This is a genomic window from Bacteroides faecis, from assembly GCF_020091505.1.
GTDB lineage: Bacteria > Bacteroidota > Bacteroidia > Bacteroidales > Bacteroidaceae > Bacteroides > Bacteroides faecis.
In genome coordinates, this window is sequence record NZ_CP081916.1 from 5,666,694 (window position 1) to 5,685,565 (window position 18,872).

General features: G+C 45.0%; 16 protein-coding genes. 7 read left to right on the plus strand and 9 right to left on the minus strand.

Annotation, left to right across the window (positions count from 1 at the left end; genetic code table 11):
* Window positions 1-3 precede the first annotated feature (3 nt).
* Both K6V30_RS22475 and K6V30_RS22480 read left to right on the plus strand, forming a co-directional pair.
* A complete protein-coding gene (locus K6V30_RS22475) occupies window positions 4-5,034 on the plus strand; it encodes a DUF4132 domain-containing protein (RefSeq protein WP_055270651.1) in 5,031 nt (1,676 codons plus the stop codon).
* 7 nt (window positions 5,035-5,041) lie between these two features.
* Window positions 5,042-5,512: a GAF domain-containing protein gene (locus K6V30_RS22480; RefSeq protein ID WP_055270653.1), complete on the plus strand. Its 471-nt coding sequence runs from the start codon at window positions 5,042-5,044 to the stop codon at window positions 5,510-5,512.
* Window positions 5,513-5,622: 110 nt separating this feature from the next.
* Here the strand turns inward: K6V30_RS22480 and K6V30_RS22485 are convergent, their stop codons facing one another.
* The 7 genes from K6V30_RS22485 to K6V30_RS22515 form a co-directional block, all read right to left on the minus strand.
* Complete coding sequence (locus K6V30_RS22485) at window positions 5,623-5,937, minus strand: chaperone modulator CbpM (RefSeq protein ID WP_055270685.1); 315 nt, start codon at window positions 5,935-5,937, stop codon at window positions 5,623-5,625.
* A gap of 14 nt (window positions 5,938-5,951) precedes the next feature.
* Window positions 5,952-6,917: a DnaJ C-terminal domain-containing protein gene (locus tag K6V30_RS22490; RefSeq protein WP_055270655.1), complete on the minus strand. Its 966-nt coding sequence runs from the start codon at window positions 6,915-6,917 to the stop codon at window positions 5,952-5,954.
* Window positions 6,918-7,074: 157 nt separating this feature from the next.
* The gene (locus K6V30_RS22495) at window positions 7,075-8,778 is read right to left on the minus strand and encodes a phosphoethanolamine transferase family protein (RefSeq protein WP_055270657.1); all 1,704 of its coding nucleotides are present in this window, start codon (window positions 8,776-8,778) and stop codon (window positions 7,075-7,077) included.
* Entirely contained in the window at window positions 8,765-9,958 is a 1,194-nt protein-coding gene (locus tag K6V30_RS22500; protein ID WP_055270687.1) for a BamA/TamA family outer membrane protein, read from the minus strand. The genes K6V30_RS22495 and K6V30_RS22500 overlap by 14 nt, the downstream gene beginning before the upstream one ends.
* 90 nt (window positions 9,959-10,048) lie before the next feature.
* Window positions 10,049-11,062 carry a threonine aldolase family protein gene (locus K6V30_RS22505; protein WP_010539029.1) on the minus strand — a complete coding sequence of 338 codons (1,014 nt, stop codon included), beginning with the start codon at window positions 11,060-11,062 and terminating at the stop codon, window positions 10,049-10,051.
* A 52-nt stretch (window positions 11,063-11,114) separates the two neighbouring features.
* On the minus strand, window positions 11,115-11,489 hold the full coding sequence (locus tag K6V30_RS22510) for a hypothetical protein (RefSeq protein WP_010539030.1): 375 nt from the start codon (window positions 11,487-11,489) through the stop codon (window positions 11,115-11,117).
* 11 nt (window positions 11,490-11,500) lie between these two features.
* Window positions 11,501-12,049: an RNA polymerase sigma factor gene (locus K6V30_RS22515; RefSeq protein ID WP_010539031.1), complete on the minus strand. Its 549-nt coding sequence runs from the start codon at window positions 12,047-12,049 to the stop codon at window positions 11,501-11,503.
* 155 nt (window positions 12,050-12,204) lie between these two features.
* Between K6V30_RS22515 and K6V30_RS22520 the strand changes: the two genes are divergently transcribed.
* On the plus strand, window positions 12,205-12,621 hold the full coding sequence (locus K6V30_RS22520; protein ID WP_010539032.1) for a DUF6249 domain-containing protein: 417 nt from the start codon (window positions 12,205-12,207) through the stop codon (window positions 12,619-12,621).
* Between the two features lie 83 nt (window positions 12,622-12,704).
* Here K6V30_RS22520 and K6V30_RS22525 read toward each other — a convergent pair whose 3' ends face one another.
* Window positions 12,705-12,923 (minus strand): winged helix-turn-helix domain-containing protein, encoded by a 219-nt coding sequence (locus K6V30_RS22525; RefSeq protein WP_010539033.1) that lies wholly within the window; start codon window positions 12,921-12,923, stop codon window positions 12,705-12,707.
* 236 nt (window positions 12,924-13,159) lie between these two features.
* Between K6V30_RS22525 and K6V30_RS22530 the strand changes: the two genes are divergently transcribed.
* The 4 genes from K6V30_RS22530 to K6V30_RS22545 all read left to right on the plus strand — a co-directional run bounded on the left by K6V30_RS22530 (window position 13,160) and on the right by K6V30_RS22545 (window position 17,425).
* Entirely contained in the window at window positions 13,160-14,899 is a 1,740-nt protein-coding gene (locus K6V30_RS22530; RefSeq protein WP_010539034.1) for a thiamine pyrophosphate-dependent enzyme, read from the plus strand.
* A 178-nt stretch (window positions 14,900-15,077) separates the two neighbouring features.
* Window positions 15,078-15,995: a DUF2157 domain-containing protein gene (locus K6V30_RS22535; protein WP_029425666.1), complete on the plus strand. Its 918-nt coding sequence runs from the start codon at window positions 15,078-15,080 to the stop codon at window positions 15,993-15,995.
* Window positions 15,979-16,935, plus strand: a complete 957-nt coding sequence (locus K6V30_RS22540) for a DUF4401 domain-containing protein (RefSeq protein WP_010539036.1) — start codon at window positions 15,979-15,981, stop codon at window positions 16,933-16,935. Before K6V30_RS22535 ends, K6V30_RS22540 begins: the two co-directional genes overlap by 17 nt.
* The gene (locus K6V30_RS22545; RefSeq protein ID WP_010539037.1) at window positions 16,922-17,425 is read left to right on the plus strand and encodes a GDYXXLXY domain-containing protein; all 504 of its coding nucleotides are present in this window, start codon (window positions 16,922-16,924) and stop codon (window positions 17,423-17,425) included. The genes K6V30_RS22540 and K6V30_RS22545 overlap by 14 nt, the downstream gene beginning before the upstream one ends.
* Before the next feature lie 260 nt (window positions 17,426-17,685).
* Here the strand turns inward: K6V30_RS22545 and K6V30_RS22550 are convergent, their stop codons facing one another.
* A complete protein-coding gene (locus K6V30_RS22550; RefSeq protein ID WP_022302503.1) occupies window positions 17,686-18,807 on the minus strand; it encodes an OmpA family protein in 1,122 nt (373 codons plus the stop codon).
* Between the last annotated feature and the right edge of the window lie 65 nt (window positions 18,808-18,872).

Below are 18,872 nucleotides of genomic sequence, written 5' to 3' on the forward strand. Positions count from 1 at the left end.
GTCATGAGAATTACTTACAACGACAAATTGAACAAGCTGCTAAACCCCTATTTGGAGAGTTTACTAAAGGAAAAAACAAGTCTGGAGCCGGAAACGCTTACCCTGTTCGACATGTTCATGGAAGATTTGGATATGGGAGGCCGATATGGTATATTCAGTGAGATACTGGAACCCCGTCTGGAAGAAATCATCCGGGAAGAAAACATCGAAAGCATTGCCAACCTGATGGACGGCAAGCTGCACAAACTGTTCCACTATATGCTGGGCGACGAATTTGCCGCTTTGTTCCGTACTTATCTGCAACTCGAAGCACGCTGCCCGCATACCATCGGATACGACCGCCGCGCCCAGCGCTCCACTCATCCGTCCAACCATCTGGACCACGCCAGAGACGCATGGCTCCAGTTTCTGAAGTTGCGTGCCACCGGATTCTCGGTAGAGGCCATCTTAAAAGGAGGAAATACACCGGAAGATATAGAAGAATTCAGTGGCTATATGAACTCTTCCTACTGGCTGGCTGCCCAAATAGCACAAGGTAACGAAACTGTTATCGAATACCTGCATCAAGTACTGACCAGCGAAAACAACGCTAACCGCCTGCAACGCTGGTATCTCCACGCCATCGCCATCAGCGGACACCGTCCGTTGCTGGAATTGGAAGGCAAACTGCTGCTGGCTGCCAAACTACAGGAAGGACTGCGCCAAGCCATCGTAGAAACGATGGACGAAGGATGCCCCGAAAGTTACCTCTACCTGTTCTCCATTATCTATCACAATGGGCTGCAACGTTTTGCCTCCGTCAAACGAAGCATCGCCGTATGCACCGGAATCGGTGAACAGGACAGCAGCGAACGGATCACCAACAAGTATGTAGATCTGATCTGGAATTTCCTGAATCATCCCGAAGCTGCCCGCAACACCCTGCAAAGCAAAGATACAGTCGAACTTTATCTGGCTTTGTGGAGCATCGGATTCTATGATACTGATGAGATAAGAGTCATCGTGCCGGATATCATCAGAAAAGGTGCCAAGCATCAGATACAGACGTTATTGTACTTCCTGCGCTGTACGCAATCATCTCAAATGAATCATCTGATCAGCAAAGACGCATTCGAAGTGTGGCACGACGACCCAAAAGTCGTGGCGGCCATCCTTCCTCTTTATATGGACGGTCTTTATCTGAGCCGGTATAGCGATAATAAAGAGACTCCCGCACTCAGCGATTATTTTGAAACACCGGAAGAGGCTGTCCGCCAATACGAATACCTGAAACAAGTCTATCAGTCCATTTCTGCCAAGGAGACTTATTCACCCTACGTATTTCCCTGGGACAGCATCATACTTACCCGTTCGGACGTAGTTCTCAAAATGGCGTACATCGCATGGATGACCAACGATGCCCGGCTGAGGGAGGAACTTTGCGAGTATCTTCCCGCACTAGAGTCTTACAGCCGTGCCAGCTATATCGGAATCGTTATGGCCCATACCGAAAGCAAAGTGGAACAGGAATATGTGCTGCAATCGCTCGGTGACCGCTCGACAGACATACGGGACGAGGCATACAAGGTATTGTCCGAAATGTCCCTGTCCCCCGAACAATATCAGAGTATAGAAGAACTGCTCCGTTTCAAATATAGTGAGATGCGCATCAATGCCATCAACCTGCTGATGAAACAGCCGAAAGAACAACTGACCGGCAGTATCCGCCGATTGCTGAGCAACAAGAATGCCGAACGTCGCCTGGCAGGACTGGATATGATGAAGACCATCCGTAACGTAGATTTCCTAAAGGAGAGTTATCGGGAACTGCTGTCCACAGTCAGAGAGATTCAGAAGCCGAATACCAAAGAGAAGATTCTGATCGAATCGCTCATCGGAGACGGCACGGAACAGAGTACGACAAGTAACTATACCCGAGAGAATGGCTTCGGGTTATACGATCCCGCGTTTGAGGTCAACCTGCCCGCTATTACTCCCGACGCCGGATTCAACGTTAAGAAAGCATTTGAGTTTATCCGTCTGGGAAAAGCCAAGGCAATCTTCGACAAGCTGAACAAATATATCGAAAAACATAAAGAAGACGAATTCACTGATAAATACGGCGAGGTACGTCTGGTGGGCAACAGTGTGTTACTGAACTGGTACAAGCACTACGACGGACTGAGCGAACTCGGACTCCCGGAACTCTGGCAGGATTTCTACCAACAGGAAATCGGAAGTTACGACAAGTTGCTGATGATGAAATTCATGCTGGCATCTACCGGCGCTCCTAATGAAATAGAAGACGACGAGGACGATGAATTTGACGAAGAAGAGCAGGAAGACAAAGAAGCGGCTATCCAATCGCTCAACACGTTCGAACCGCTTATCAATAAGATGTATGCAGGCTTCACTTACCGCGGGTTACAAAAGTCACTCCGCAAGCTGACTTATTACACACAGATAGAGGATATTATCGACGGACTGGCACATGAGTACAGAAATGAAGCAACCTATCAGCAGTTCTCCGTCAATATGCTTTTACAGTTGCTGCCCCTGCTCAATGCGAAGAATATCTTCCGTCAATACACCAATAAGCATACATGGCTCAGAGACAAACAAGAATACGGAGCAAGGGAGATCGTTTATCCGATACATAACAACAAGTTCGTACGCTTCTGGCTTGATGCGCCTCAGCATCCCATCAATGATGCGCTCTTCACCCGTTATTTCACCGTACGCTACCAGCTCTACAAGCTCACCAATTACATGGAACATACTCCCGAACTGGAAGAAACCGAAGTCTACCTGCAAAGTATGGACTTTGCCCACGCATGGATGTTAGGGCTCATTCCTGCCGAAGAAATATACAGAGAACTGATGGGGCGCATCAATTCCCCCACACGCATCAAAGATGTGACTACGGCATTGGACGACCGTTGTCATCCTCTCTTCCATTCGCTGACACAGAAGGTAGTGAACCGGATTCTGGAAATAGAGCTGCAACGGGGAGACTCCGAAACCCAAGTCACCCGCCTGGCTGAAGAACTGCACCGTGTCTACGGAGCGGAAACACTGATCCGCATCCTGCAAGCATTCGGCAAAGACACTTTCATCCGCGACAGTTACAACTGGCGCAACACCAAGCGGGGAGTATTGAGCAGTCTGCTCCATGCCTGTTATCCATCTCCGGACGATGACAGTGATACACTGAAGGAGCTGGCCCGCCAAGCCGACATCAGCCATATACGACTGGTGGAAGCTGCCATGTTCGCCCCGCAATGGCTGGAACTCACCGAAAAAGCGACCGGATGGAAAGGGCTGGAAAGTGCCGCCTACTACTTCCATGCCCATACCAGCGAGTGTTTCGACGATAAGAAGAAAGCGATCATCGCCCGCTACACCCCGATTGATATAGAAGACCTTCAGGAAGGTGCTTTTGACATCAGCTGGTTCAAGGAGGCTTATAAGACCATCGGCAAGGAACGTTTTGAGGTAGTATACAATGCTGCCAAGTATATTTCGTTAAGCAATACTCATACCCGTGCCCGTAAATTTGCCGATGCCGTCAACGGTAAGACGAAAGCGGCAGATGCAAAAAAAGAAATCATAGCGAAGCGAAATAAAGACCTGCTGATGAGCTACGGGCTGATCCCGTTGGGACGGAAAGCGGATAAAGAATTGCTCGAACGTTATCAGTTCCTGCAAAAGTTCCTGAAAGAAAGCAAGGAATTCGGCGCACAAAGGCAGGAAAGCGAAAAGAAAGCAGTCGCTATCGCCCTGCAAAACCTGGCACGCAACTCCGGTTACGGAGATGTCACCCGCCTGACATGGAGCATGGAGACGGAACTGGTCAAAGAAATCATCCCTTACCTGACCCCTAAAGAAATAGAGGGCGTGGAAGTATACGTGCAGGTCAACAATGAGGGCAAACCGGAAATCAAACAACTAAGAGCCGGAAAAGAACTGAACAGCCTGCCTCCCAAACTGAAAAAGCATCCATACGTGGAAGAACTGAAAGCGGTACACAAAAAACTGAAAGACCAGCACGCCCGTTCGCGTATCATGCTCGAACAGGCAATGGAAGACTGTACCCGTTTTGAAGAAAGCGAATTGCGTAAACTGATGAAGAACCCGGTGATCTGGCCGTTACTGAGAAATCTGGTCTTCACCAGCAATGGCAGGACTGGTTTCTATACTGACGGATTATTGATTACAGCCGACAACATGTGTCTTCCGCTGACTCCGAAAGATGAGTTGCGCATTGCCCACCCCACAGACTTGCATGCAAGCGGCAACTGGCATGCCTATCAGAAATTCCTGTTCGACAAATCCATCCGCCAGCCTTTCAAGCAGGTATTCCGCGAATTGTATCTTCCTACCCCGGAAGAGGAAGATGCTACGCAATCCCGCCGGTATGCCGGAAATCAGATTCAGCCGCAGAAAACGGTTACCGTACTGAAAGGACGCCGCTGGGTAGCCGACTACGAGGACGGGCTTCAGAAGATATATTATAAAGAAAACATTATCGCCACCATCTATGCGATGGCGGACTGGTTCTCTCCTGCCGACATCGAAGCTCCCACACTGGAATTTGTCTGCTTCCACAACCGTCAGGATTATAAGCCGATGAAGATTTCGGAGATTCCGCCCGTGATCTTCTCCGAAGTGATGAGAGACGTGGATCTTGCTGTCAGTGTGGCACATGCCGGAAGTGTAGATCCGGAAACCAGTCATTCTACAATTGAGATGCGCCGTGCATTGGTGGAACTCACGCTGCCTTTGTTCCATTTCAACAACGTGAAGGTAAAAGGAAACTTTGCATACATCGAAGGCAAGTTGGGCAAATACAACATTCATCTGGGCAGCGGTGTTATTCATAAAGAAGGCGGCGCACAAATAGCCGTTCTTCCGGTACACTCGCAAAGTCGCGGACGACTGTTCCTGCCTTTTGTAGATGAAGACCCGAAAACTGCGGAGATACTGACGAAAATCATTTTCTTCGCAGAAGATGACAAGATAAAAGACCCTGGTATCTTAAACCAAATCAAATAGAAAAGAAATGGCAGAAAATTTACTGATCCACACAGGCAGCAAGGAAGAGAAATATCGTGAGCTGCTTCCACAGCTACAAACATTGGTAAGCTCAGAAACGAATCTTATCGCTAACCTGGCGAATATAGCTGCCGCACTGAAGCAGACTTTCCACTTTTTCTGGGTGGGCTTTTATCTGGTGGAAGGCGACGAACTTGTATTAGCACCGTTTCAAGGGCCTATCGCCTGCACACGCATTCGTTTCGGCAGAGGAGTTTGCGGTACGGCATGGAAGGAGGCGCAGACACTGATTGTTCCTGATGTAGAGCAGTTTCCCGGCCATATAGCTTGCAGTTCCAGCTCCAAGTCGGAAATAGTAGTGCCTATTATAAAAGAGGGAAATGTCATCGGAGTGCTGGACATCGACAGCGATACGCTGAATAGCTTTGATGAAACGGATGCACGCTATCTGAGAGAAATCTGTACGTACATCGGATAGCTTTCTTTGTACTGTAACCGTCCTAATAAAACAGAGGCTCCGTTCATATGAATCAGAGCCTCTGTTTACTATAAATAGAGCCTCCGTTTGCACCAAACAGAGGCTTCATTTTACCAGTCTGCTTCTTCTATTTCTTTTTCCCGAAACAGCATGAGTTGTTTGCGGAGAGAAGTAATTTCACGCCTCATCCCTTCCATCCTTTCCAGCATATGATGAATGGCGTCGATGCCTTCCATATTAATGGATAAGTCATAGTACATCCGGCTATAACGTTCCACATCCGGAAGTTCGGAGACAAGCAGATAATGCTCGCCGGCTTCGGTACGTACAGTTATCAAACCACCTTCTTCCAGCATCTCAATGAATGAAGGTTCAATATGACATTTGTGACAGTATTCACTGACAATAATTAATTCGGTCTGCATAGTGCTCATTCATTTTAGTTCATACTCTGTAATTGACGGAACAACTCCTTCTGCGCTTCTGTCAGATTCGTCGGAATCTTGACGGAATAGGTCACTATCAAGTCACCGGATTGTCCTTCCTTCTTATAAACCGGGAATCCCTTACCTTTCAGACGTACTTTCGTACCGTTCTGAGTCTCCGGCTTAATCTTCAGCTTCACTTTACCGTCCAGCGTGTCAACCACTTTTTCACCACCTAATACAGCAGTATAGAGGTCTACTTCCACATCTACGTACAAATCATCACCCAAGCGTTTGAACACAGGGTCTTCGGCAATGACGAACGTGATGTACAGGTCACCTGCCGGGCCTCCGTTCACCCCTTCGGCTCCGTAGCCTTTCAGTTTAATCACCTGTCCGTCGGCCACACCTGCCGGAATGGTAATACGTACTTGTTTACCATTAACGGTCAGTATCTGTTTATGCGTCTGAGCAGCATCACGAAGGGAAAGATGAAGTTCAGCATTAAAGTCCTGTCCACGGAATCCGGCAGAGCCTTGTCCCCTGCCCCGATGTCCGAACATCGATTCGAAGAAATCAGAGAAACCACCGGCATTGCCTCCGGAGAACCCTTCACCACCGCCGGACGAATACCAATACGTTCCGTTGCCATCAGAGAATCCCTGACCTGCACCACCGAATCCTCCGAATCCGCCGGCACCGCCATAGCCACCTGCTTGTTGCTGTGCTCTTTTCTGAGCTTCGAACTCATCAGCATGTTTCCAGTGCTCCCCGTATTCGTCATACTTCTTACGTTTCTCGGGGTCACTCAATACTTCATTGGCTTCATTTATCTCCTGAAACTTGTCCTTTGCACTCGGGTCATTAGGGTTCAGGTCAGGATGATACTTACGGGCCAACTTACGAAAAGCCTTTTTTATATCATCCTGAGAAGCACTTTTGTCAACTCCAAGAATCTTATAATAATCTATATAGGCCATGTTTTATGAATTTAATCGTTCATACTTCTATATCGCAAATAACACGCCAATCCTGCTTTTGGATAAAAGAATTAACAAGGATTAATGAATAAGTATTAGGTATTACACCGTAGCTGTATAGGCAGAGCTACACGACACTACGATCAATACCTGATACCTAATACTTAAATCCTGTTGCTTTCAGCATCTGGAAGTCCGGCTTTCTCATTCCCAGATCATCTAACGGACGGGGTTCATTATGGTCATTCAGATATACTCTCGGCTTCATGGTGTAAAGAGGGCTGACCACAGAGTATGCGTCGTTGCGATAAGAGGTTTCCACTCCCCCCAGTTCCAGCATGGTAGGAAAGAACGAACAGCTGGAAGATATATTTTTATCCTTATTCTCCACCATTGCTTTCCAATGTTCCGGATACGTTTCCCGATAGATGTCGGACATCCATATCAGGAAAGGGACATGGAGTTGATAATAAGAAGGAACCGGAGAAGCATGAAGAAACAGATGACGCGAATCATCAAAAATATCTTCTCCGTGATCAGAGGTGTAGAGCATGGCAGCATCCACCTGCTGCTCTTCAAGCATATGAATCAGACGTGCCAGGAAACCATCCGTATAACGGATAGTGTTATCGTAAGCATTCACCAGATTATCACGATACTTTACTTCTGCTTCTACCGGATAGTCAGGCAGGAAGAAGGCATCTTCCGACGGATAACGTTCGCGGTAATTGAAATGAGAACCGTATGTATGAAGCACGATAAACTGTTTCCGGTTCCCTTTCGCCAATTCTTTTTCTACCAGTTTCAGCAGTTCATCGTCGGAAGGATTGTATGCCGCATCCGGCGAGTCTTCTTTTATAAAATCAAATGTGTCGGCTTCCATCCCGAAGAAATCGATGAAAGAATGATTATAACGCTGATTGGAAAAAAAGGCCGTCCGGTAACCAGCTTCGCTAAAGGCTGTGATGATTCCTTTCTGATAGTAAATGGAATCGAAGTTACAGGCGGTAATACCGGACATCAGCATGGGTACGCTTTTGTGGGTGGTATTGGATTCTGTCAGAACTTTCGGGAAAGCAACGATTCCCGGTTGACGGGACAACAGTGGATTTGTCTCACGTTCATATCCGTATAGTTGCCAGTTCAATGCGCGGGATGTTTCTCCTACTACCATTACGTACACTTCGCGCTTATCCGCCGGATGAGTGGCTTTAGCATGAAAAGTGAACTCTTTCGAGGTGTGGCGGTAATTTTGTGTCAATGCTGTCCGTTGAAAAGCAAGTCCCACGTTATAGCATACATTGAAAGGGTACAGGTCCGATTTCAGTTCATACCGGGAGTCTTCCCAATAAGCACCGGCAAGAGTCAGAAGGGAGATTCCCAGCAGCATAAAAGCTCTTTTCCGTTCTCTGCGGATAAATTCCACAGAAAGCCGGCGCTTGCGGAGAATCGAAATCATACCCAATATGAGAGCAGGGATATATAGCAGGACTACAGTGACGATAGCCGGCAATAAGTTGTCCAGCAATTCCATCGCTTCACTCGAATTGGTCGTTACCAAATTCAGAAACATATCTACAGCGATGATGGACTGTCCGAACAGATAGAGCAGCACGATCTGGAAGGCTCCGAAAAACAGGAACACGAACAGAATCCAAAGCATCTTACCACAGTTGCAGGACAAAGTCATCAACAGATAGTAACAGGCAAAAGGCAACAACACATTGCATACTTTCGCCATTAGCGGCAAAGGTTCTGTAAAACACAGAACGATGTTGGGCATTATCAGAACAATCAGGAACAAATAGAACAAGTGTTCCTGATTTTCAAACCATTTCTTTATGTTCTTAAAAAGCTTCATTGATATTAAATATAAATCCGGTCTGGTGCTTGCCAAACCCTAAATCCAAACGTACATTTACTCTCTTCTTAAATTCCCAGCGGTAGCCGAAACCGTAATTGGGAAGAATATGTTTCAGCGTAAAATCGGAGAAGCGCGGAAATACAGTTCCCGCTCCTGCCCATACGGCAACTCCATTCCGCTTCCAGACATGCTGACGGAGTTCTATCTGTGCATCCATTGCACACTTGTCGCGATAGCGCCCTTCATAATAACCACGCATCGAGTAAGAACTTCCGAGTGTTGCCATCAATCCCCACGGAGGATTGCCATAATTCAGCAAAGTGTGAAACTGCCCTGCCAATACCCCGCCTTTCCATACCGGATGGTAATAGCTGGTCGTCAGTTCCGTACTGCTGAAAGCATATTTATTGCCAAGAAAAGCCGGACTAAATCGTTGGTCGATCCGCAGATAATATCCCCGATAGGCATTTGTCAGAAAATCACGGGAATCATAAAGGAGGGAAAGCCCGAGACTCGTATTGGTAGTCCGTGCCGACATGCCTTCCCAAAGCTCCGGTTTCTCAAGGTCACGTCCGTCTATATAATCGAACACAGCCGTTGGCCCGATATAGAAACTCTTCGCTACACGGAACATGAAGTCTACTTTCACCTGTGCCTGAAAGCGTTTATAGTCACTTTCATTATCAGAGTTCGCTCCATTATCATATCCCCTTCCCCAATAAAGGCTGGGGAAAGAATAAAAATAAAGGTTATAATTCAAGCGGTATTTTTCTTGTGGGAACAGGTGATTGCCTCTTACACCCAACAGGTAGAATCCAACAGTAGAGACATCTCCATAAAGAGAAACATTCGAAGGAGGAAGAATCGTATCATTGCGGTCTGTGCGATACAGACCTGCTGCCACCAATCCAAGCCCAAACTTTGTGTCACTGGAATAATGAGGACCACCAATGACACTGAAATCGAATTTTTTATTTTTCTTTTCCTTATTGGCGTCATTAAAGTAGTCGAGAAACTTCTTGAAAAAGCTACGCTTTGCCTGGAGTGAGTCCGACGTTACTATAGAGACAGAATCTACCGGCAAATCTTTGCCCATAGAGTCAGTCTGCGCATGTATAGTAGTTCGTGTCAACAACAATAGCGCCAATAATATTAGTCCGTTTCGTCTAGTATCCATCATAATAAGAAAAAATATGGGGACAAAGTTAGTCCCAAACTTCTTATTACAACAGTATTATAGGCGCTTTTGTTGTTCCATTCTTCTCTTTTAACGTCTCAAAAGTCGAATAAATTGATTTACATCCTCTTCCGTAGTATCAAAAGAAGTCACCAGACGGATCTCATTATTCGCTTCATTCCAGAAATAGAAAAAATAAGATTCCAGCATCCGGTCGATAGTCGGGCGGGGCATGGTCAGAAACAACTGGTTGCTCTCCGGCTTTTGAGTGAAGGTAACTTCCGGCAGTTCCTTCAGTGCCTGATAAAGCTTGCCTGCCATCTTATTGGCATGAGCGGCATTCTTCAGCCACAAATCATCGGTCAGATAGGCAGTAAACTGACAGGAAAGATAACGCATCTTAGAAGCCAACTGGGCAGATTGCTTTCGGACAAAGCGGGCTTCTCTTTGCAGATCTTTATTAAATATAATCACACATTCTCCCATCATCAGCCCATTTTTAGTTCCACCGAAACTTAGGATGTCTACACCACAGTCTACAGTCAGCTCTTTAAGGGAAAGACGGAGAGCGGCACAGGCATTGGCTATTCTTGCTCCGTCCATGTGGACATACATACCGTTCAGATGGGCAAAGTCAGTCAGGCGTTTCAGCTCTTCGGGAGTATAAATCGTTCCGAGTTCGGTACATTGGGAAAGGTAAAGCGCTCTGGGTTGCGAATGGTGCTGGTCGCCAAAGCCATGCAGATAAGGTTGCATTAATTCGGGAGTCAGCTTACCATCGGCTGTGGCAATGGGACGAATCTGGCAACCGGTCATCTTAACGGGAGAACCGCATTCGTCTACATAAATATGGGCAGTTTCCGCACAGAAAATAGAATGATACGGACGGGTCATCACTTGCAACGCCACCACATTACTGCCCGTACCATTGAATACAAACAGAGGTACACAGTCCGGGGTAAAAGTTTCTTTTATCTTAGCTACGGCTTCTTCCGTCCATTGATCATCACCATAACCTAACGCATGATCCGCGTTCGCCCGGCTCAATGCTTCCATCACCAATGGATGCACACCGGAATTATTGTCAGAGGCAAAACTTCTCATTATTTCTTCTTGTTTCTTCGCAATGCTTTAATTGTTATGCAAAGTAACAGAATTATTTCCAGATATACTTCTTATGCAGCCAATAATCTAACGCGAGCAAGACCAACGCCAACAAAGCAATATATACATAGAATGCAAACAAAGAAGAATCCTGCCGGAGATTCATTTTCGGCATAATACCGGCAAAACTGAAGTCGAGATAAAAAGTAAGTACGTAGATACCAAGTCCCACCAACGCCAGAACGGATACCAGCAAAGCCACCCACCCTATGCTCGTTTTCCGTTTCGTCTGCTTCTCGGCTTCCAGATGAATACGCTCCATCATCCGATACGAAAAATTGGAAGACAGTTGTTCCGTTTGCCTCCGTTCCAATGCTTGTTTCAGCATATTGCCCGTATTCTCTTTTATCTTTCTTTCCTCTTCCATATCTCCTCTTCTTATTTATTATTCATCAATACACAGATCTTTTTCCGGGTACGATGAAGTCTGACCTTTACATTACTAATCGATATTTTCAGTACCTCACCGATCTCTTCCAGTGACTTTTCTTCATAATAGAACAAAGTAATCAATGCTTTCTCTTCTCCGTTCAACTGATCTATTGCCCTGCTCAGACGATCTACCTGTTCTTCGTCCTCTGCCCGGGCAAGCACACTGTCCGCTACATCATCGGGTACATTATTAATAGTGTTCTCTTCTATATAAAGCAGTTCCTGCTTCTTTTTCCGGGTAGCCGAGATAGCGGCATTGTAAGCAATGCGATAAATCCACGTAGAAAACCGGCACTCTCCTTTATAACGATTCAAATGGCGAAAAGCTTTCAGAAAAACATCCTGAAGCAATTCTTCCGCATCTTCGTGGCAACCGACAATCTGTACTATCAGCGCATACAACGGACGACTATAGCGGTCAAGAAATACGGAAAAATGTTCCGTTTCTCCCTCCAGTATGCGTTTAATATAGTATGATTCGTCTTTCTGTTCCATCTTGACTCTTTAGACGCCGACCGTTACAAAAGGTTACAGTTCGGGAAAGGAAAAATGCAGGAATCCAAATTATCTGCTTTTCTGTGTAACCTTTTTCCATCCACTGCGTCAAACGATACAAAGAACGAAAATATTCACTTAAAAACAGTATAATTATGATGGATTTTATCACCATTCCCTTGGTAGTAGGTACTATTACATTAGGAATCTACAAATTATTTGAACTTTTTGTATGTAAGAAAGAGCGGATAGCCATGATTGAAAAACTGGCTGACAAGCTCAACACTGGAGAAATTAACAGCAACTTATCTCTCAACCTTAACTACTCCCGTTCCCGGTTCACTTTCGGATCTTTGAAAAGTGGTCTGCTGATGCTCGGAATAGGACTGGGTCTGCTGGTTGCCTTCTTCATCTGTATCAACGCATTTCCGGGATATACCAACTCCAGAAACTGGGATGTGGAACGTCAGGCAAGTATCGTATATGGCGCATGTGTACTTCTCTTCGGCGGTGCGGGACTACTGACAGCTTTCCTCATTGAAATGAAAATACACAAGAAAGAGAAAGAATAAAAAAACAGAATCCCCGAAGCCTCATCTACCAAGATGTACCTTCGGGGATTTAATTTGTTCTCATCAAAACATCAGACATTCTTTTATCCAATATAAACATTTACGCAGAGATATACATAAAGCTCTTCATCACATTCGTAGAACTCTATCTTATTTTCTCTCGATAACCAGCCCAGAGCGGCACCCAATTCCTTATCCTTCAACCCGGACTTTCTCTTTAAGGTACCATAGCCCCATTTCTCATTGTTACTCAACAATTGCCAGACTTTACCGGCATACACGCCGATTTGCTTTCTATCCATTTTCTACTGCTATTAAGAGGTTAAAAACATTAGGTTAAGATTTCGCCTATAAAGATAACAAATGGATATCACAATTGTTTCCTTTCCGATACTAAAAAGTTGTTACAAAATTATTTTTAACACAAAACCCGCGATGTGTACCGACACAACGGACTTATTAGCATATGTTAAAACAGAACTTTTCTTGGCATACATCTGTTATTACATTAAGAATCAATCCTAAACCTATTATAAATATGGCAAAAAAAATAGCAGAACAACTGATAGACACTTTAGTTGAATCCGGTGTAGAACGTATCTATGCCGTGACGGGCGATAGTTTAAACGAAGTAAACGAAGCTGTCAGAAAGAATCATAAAATACAATGGATACATGTACGTCATGAAGAAACCGGAGCCTATGCCGCAGCAGCCGAAGCACAACTGACCGGACGAATAGGATGCTGTGCGGGCAGCAGCGGACCGGGGCATGTTCATCTCATCAATGGACTATACGATGCCCAACGGTCGGGAGCACCGGTCATTGCAATCGCTTCTACCATCCCCAGCGGAGAATTCGGAACTGAATACTTTCAGGAAACCAATACCATAAAGCTCTTTAACGATTGCAGCTACTATAATGAAGTAGCGACGACTCCCGGACAATTTCCACGTATGCTTCAATCGGCCATTCAGACAGCCATTACCCGAAAAGGGGTAGCCGTCGTCGGGCTGCCGGGAGATCTTGCCAAAGCATCTTCCGTCTCTGCCGATTCTTCGGTAAAAAATTATCCTGCCCCGCCTGAAGTCTGTCCGGCAGAAGAAGACTTGGCACAATTGGCAGACTTGCTGAACAATCATAAACGCATTACTCTTTTCTGCGGCATCGGCTGTCGGGGAGCACACGAGGAAGTAATCGCGCTTTCCGAGAAACTGAATGCCCCTGTGGTATATACTTTCAAAGGAAAAATGGAAGTACAATATGAGAATCCGTATGAAGTCGGAATGACCGGACTGCTGGGAATGCCCTCCGGATATTACAGCATGCACGAAGCCGAAGTACTTCTTATGCTCGGCACGGACTTTCCCTATGCTGCTTTCCTGCCGGACGACATCAAGATTGCACAAATAGACATCAAGCCCGAACGTCTGGGACGACGCGCTAAAGTAGATATCGGCCTTTGCGGAGATGTAAAAATGAGTATTCAGGCATTACTGCGTATGTTGAATCCCAAAACAGACGACACTTTTCTGCTGAAACAACTGAAAAGATATGAAGGAGTAAAGAAAGATCTGGCAGCTTATACAGAAGACAAAGGAGATATCAACAAAACCCATCCGGAATATGTCATGTCCGAGATTGATAAACTGGCATCGGACGATGCGATATTCACAGTTGACACCGGAATGACTTGTGTATGGGGTGCACGTTATCTACAAGCTACAGGAAAACGCCACATGCTGGGCTCTTTCAATCACGGTTCTATGGCAAACGCCCTGCCACAGGCCATCGGAGCAGCGCTGGCTTACTCCGACCGTCAGGTAATAGCGCTCTGTGGAGACGGAGGTTTGTCTATGACTTTAGGTGATCTGGAGACTGTTATCCAATACAAACTACCGATTAAGATCATCGTATTCAATAACCGCTCCCTGGGAATGGTTAAACTGGAAATGGAAGTCGACGGACTTCCGGACTGGCAGACAAACATGCTGAACCCGGACTTTGCACAGGTAGCCGAAGCAATGGGAATGACAGGATTCAATGTCAGCGATCCGGAAGAAGTACTGACTACTTTATTAAATGCATTCGAACTGGATGGTCCGGTACTGGTAAATATCATGACCGATCCGAACGCTCTTGCCATGCCCCCTAAAATAGAATTCGGGCAGATGGTAGGTTTCGCCCAGTCCATGTACAAACTGTTGATCAACGGACGTTCACAAGAAGTGATTGATACGATTAATTCTAATTATAAACATATACGGGAAGTATTTTAACGATTTCTTCTCCAACGATATTTATTCTTGCACACAAACAAGATGATTATCTTCAGAAAGGCATAACCTGATCTCATTGCTGACTAACAATGAGCCAGGTTCCGCCTTTTTTCTATATCTTACCGAAAGATAATCATTTTATTTTCTTATGTTTGTAATCATTAAAAAAGAGAAGCACATGGAAAAACCGGACTCTTCACTCCTATTCAGACAATCAATGTATGCCGATAAAAAGCAATGGAACCAATTTCTTTCTATCTTCCTGTTGGCCGCAGGCGTTGGTTTTACAGTGGCAGGAATCATCTTTTTCTTCGCCTATAACTGGGAAGATCTCCCCAAATTTGCAAAACTGGGAATAGTACAAACATTACTCGTTGCATCTGTCCTGCTGACAATATTCACTCGATGGAACGTACTTATCAAACAGATTATCCTCACCGGAGCCACTTTCCTGGTAGGTACACTCTTTGCCGTATTCGGGCAAATCTACCAGACGGGGGCTGATGCATACGACCTGTTTCTGGGCTGGACACTGTTCACCATCCTTTGGGCAGTCGCCATCCGCTTCACTCCACTCTGGCTCACATTTATAGGACTGCTCTGCACGACTATATGGTTATACGTTCTGCAGATTGTGTCTGATAATCTATGGGCAGTCACTTTACTGACCAGCGCAGTAACCTGGATTTGTGCCCTGACAACTGTCATCACAGAATGGATGAGTATAAAAAGAACTTTCAGCAGACAGAACCGCTGGTTTGTCAGCCTGCTTTCACTGGCAACCATTGTACACGTGAGTTATCTTATGATTGCGGCAATTTGCGAAGAAGGTGTTATTGTATCCGTTCCGCTCGCAAACACTATCCTGTTGTTTTCGGCTGGATTATGGTTCGGATGGAAACAGAAGAATTTATTCTATCTTTCCGCTATTCCTTTTGCAATACTGATGATTCTGCTGTCCCTGTTTATCTGTCACAGCAAACTAAGGGAAGTCAACATATTCCTCTTTTCAGGAATTATCGTCATCACGGGTACCACCTTATTGATTTATACAATCCTCCATCTTAAAAAACAATGGTATGGCACAGAAGAGTAACCTGACAATCGAAGTCCTTTCAATTATCGGAGGGATTCTGACTGCTATCTTTTTCCTGGGATTTCTGGCACTCGCCTCCATCCTCCGCTCCGAAATTTCCTGTCTGATCACAGGAAGTATTTTAATCATTACTACTTTGATTATCAATCGCCGCCTGACCAAGCCTTTTCTGGATGCGATGAATATCACCTGCTATATAGCCGGATGTATATTAGCCGGTTTTGGCATGAGTTCAAACATAGATGTCCTCTTTATCGTACTGATAGGAATCAGCATAGTTACAATGTTACTATCCAAAGGATTCATCCTGACTTTCCTTTCGGTGATTTCATTTTATACAGCCTTATTCGGAGAAATAACAAATTTACTCTCTCCGCCGAATCCTCTGAATGTGGCTATTGTACCTATCATGGCTGTTTTTTTATTTGTCAATCTATTGGAGACGAAAATACTCAGCCATACAAATGGGGATCTTTCTAAATACAAACCGATTCATTCCGGTCTGTTTGTCTCATGCGTCCTTGCGTTGGGAGGATTGTCTATCAATTACTTAACCCAAAGCAGCAATGATTGGATCATATCAGTTTTCATGTTGGCGGGAATCCTTATAACAGTTTATAAAATCATGCAGGTGATGCAGGTCAAGAGCCTGATACATCAAGTGTGCATTTATCTCCTTTGCATCCTTATCTGCCTTCCCAGCCTGCATGCCCCTTATTTATCCGGCAGTATCCTGTTGATACTGATATGTTTTCATTATGGCTATAAAGCTGAGTGCGCAGCCGCACTCCTTCTCTTCATTTACGCTATATCCAAATATTACTATGATCTGGATATAACTTTGCTGACGAAATCAATCACCCTGTTCTGCACAGGAATCGTGCTGCTTATAGCCTGGTATGTGCTCACTCAAAAAAAGACAAGACATGAAAAAATATAGTTCCATACTGATCATCGCTAATTTAGTCCTTCTTTTGGTATACTTCAACTGGTCTGTCTATCAGAAAGAACAGACGTTGAAAGAGGGACAGCTCGTATTGCTGCAACTGGCTCCTGTCGATCCCCGTTCACTGATGCAAGGAGACTATATGAGACTTAGCTATAAAGAAGCCAATTCTGAGTTGACAGACGGTCAGGAAGCCAAACGCGGTTATGTCGTACTAAAACTGGATCATAATCATGTCGGAAAAATAATGCGGCTGCAGGAATCTCCCGAACCTGTAAATGAGAACGAAATTGTACTGAAATATAAAACAATAAATGGCAGGTTATTCCTCGGTGCCGAGTCCTTCTTTTTTGAAGAAGGACAGGATTCTGTCTATAATGATGCCGCTTATGGTGGCTTAAGGGTAGATAGCAAAGGAGAAAGTTTACTCGTGGGATTGTATGACGAGGATTTCCGGCAGATAAAACCGTATAGAAGCAAATAAGCTGATTCCGTCCGGCATAAAAAAGAGGATGCCAGTGAGAAAGGGTGGCATCCTCCATAGGGGACAAATAGTAAAGGAGTACTTTCACAAGTACAATCTCTATATTCGGATTCCCCTTTGAGTCTTTTCACATTCTAGTGAAAAAGGGAATATAGAAGTCCCGACTTTCACAAGCATAGACTTCTATGTATTTCTCATGCAAGAACACCTCATATCGAGGTTAATGGGGAAAATAGAATCTCACATGAGAGTGGGAAATATCATTCTGCAATACAAATACTTACACGATTCTCTTCAGGAGTGGAATAAGGTTGTACAGTATCCCCCTTAAAATCTACGATAATCCGATCAGCTGTAATACCTTTAGCTTTCAATGCTTCAGCGACATTGTTAGCCCGAGCTTCAGACAATCTTCTGTTGATTCCAGGATTACCTGTATTGACATCCGCATAACCTGTCACATTCATTGTTGCAGTAGGGTACTTTTTCATATATTCAATCAAAGAAGCAATCTTAGCTTGCTGGTCATCTTGAATACGTGCAGAATTTAAAGCGAAAAAGATATTCTGTTTCAAAGCTTTCCTGATAACTGTTTCTTTTTTCGGTTGCTCCACTACAGGAGCAGATTTAACTTCTTCCGCCGCTGGTATTGTAACCGGTGGTTCCACTTCGTGGTAAACAGGAGCTGTCTTTCTATGGCTTTTACCCAACGTAAAAGTAAGACCTGCCAAGGCATTGAATTGCCAGTCAGCATTACGTCCCTTCTTTGAGTTGAACTTGTCAGATAGCATATTGGCATTCAGTTCCAGATTAATGGCTACATGGTCGTTCAAACGAAAGTTTGCTCCCACACCACCACGTCCTGCAACATATACTTTCTTACCTGTCCAAAGATGATGCAGTTTATATCCGCCCGCGTTTAATGCTACAGCTTCATCATTACTAAAAGCGCCATTCAAGCCCACTCCCAGAAAGAGATAAGCATTGAAAATACGTTCGGAATTAAAGCCACGACACAAATCACTCAGATCGAGCATAGCATCTACACTGCCTTGCAAATACTTATATTTATAAGTAGTAGTCGGATTCACCCAGCCTCCCTTAGCTTGCCAGCCGCTAACCTCAGCCCGGAGCCCGAACAAAGGAGTAAACTTATAACCAAAAGCCATTGCTACAGACGGAGAAAGTAAATCTCCAAAAGCAGATTCACCCACAGTATAAGCACCGCCACCCTGAACAGATAAAAACCAATGTGGATTGAACACCGTCTTCCCTTCCTCTATAGCACGAGGTTGGCCGCTTATATCACCCGACTGTTGAGCAAAAACGACAGTAGAGCACATCAAAAATGCAACTAAAAGAATGTGATAGTTATTCTTCATGTTTGTACTATATAATTTCAATTCAAAACAGAGGACGCCCCTTTATTTCCTTGGAACGTCCTCTG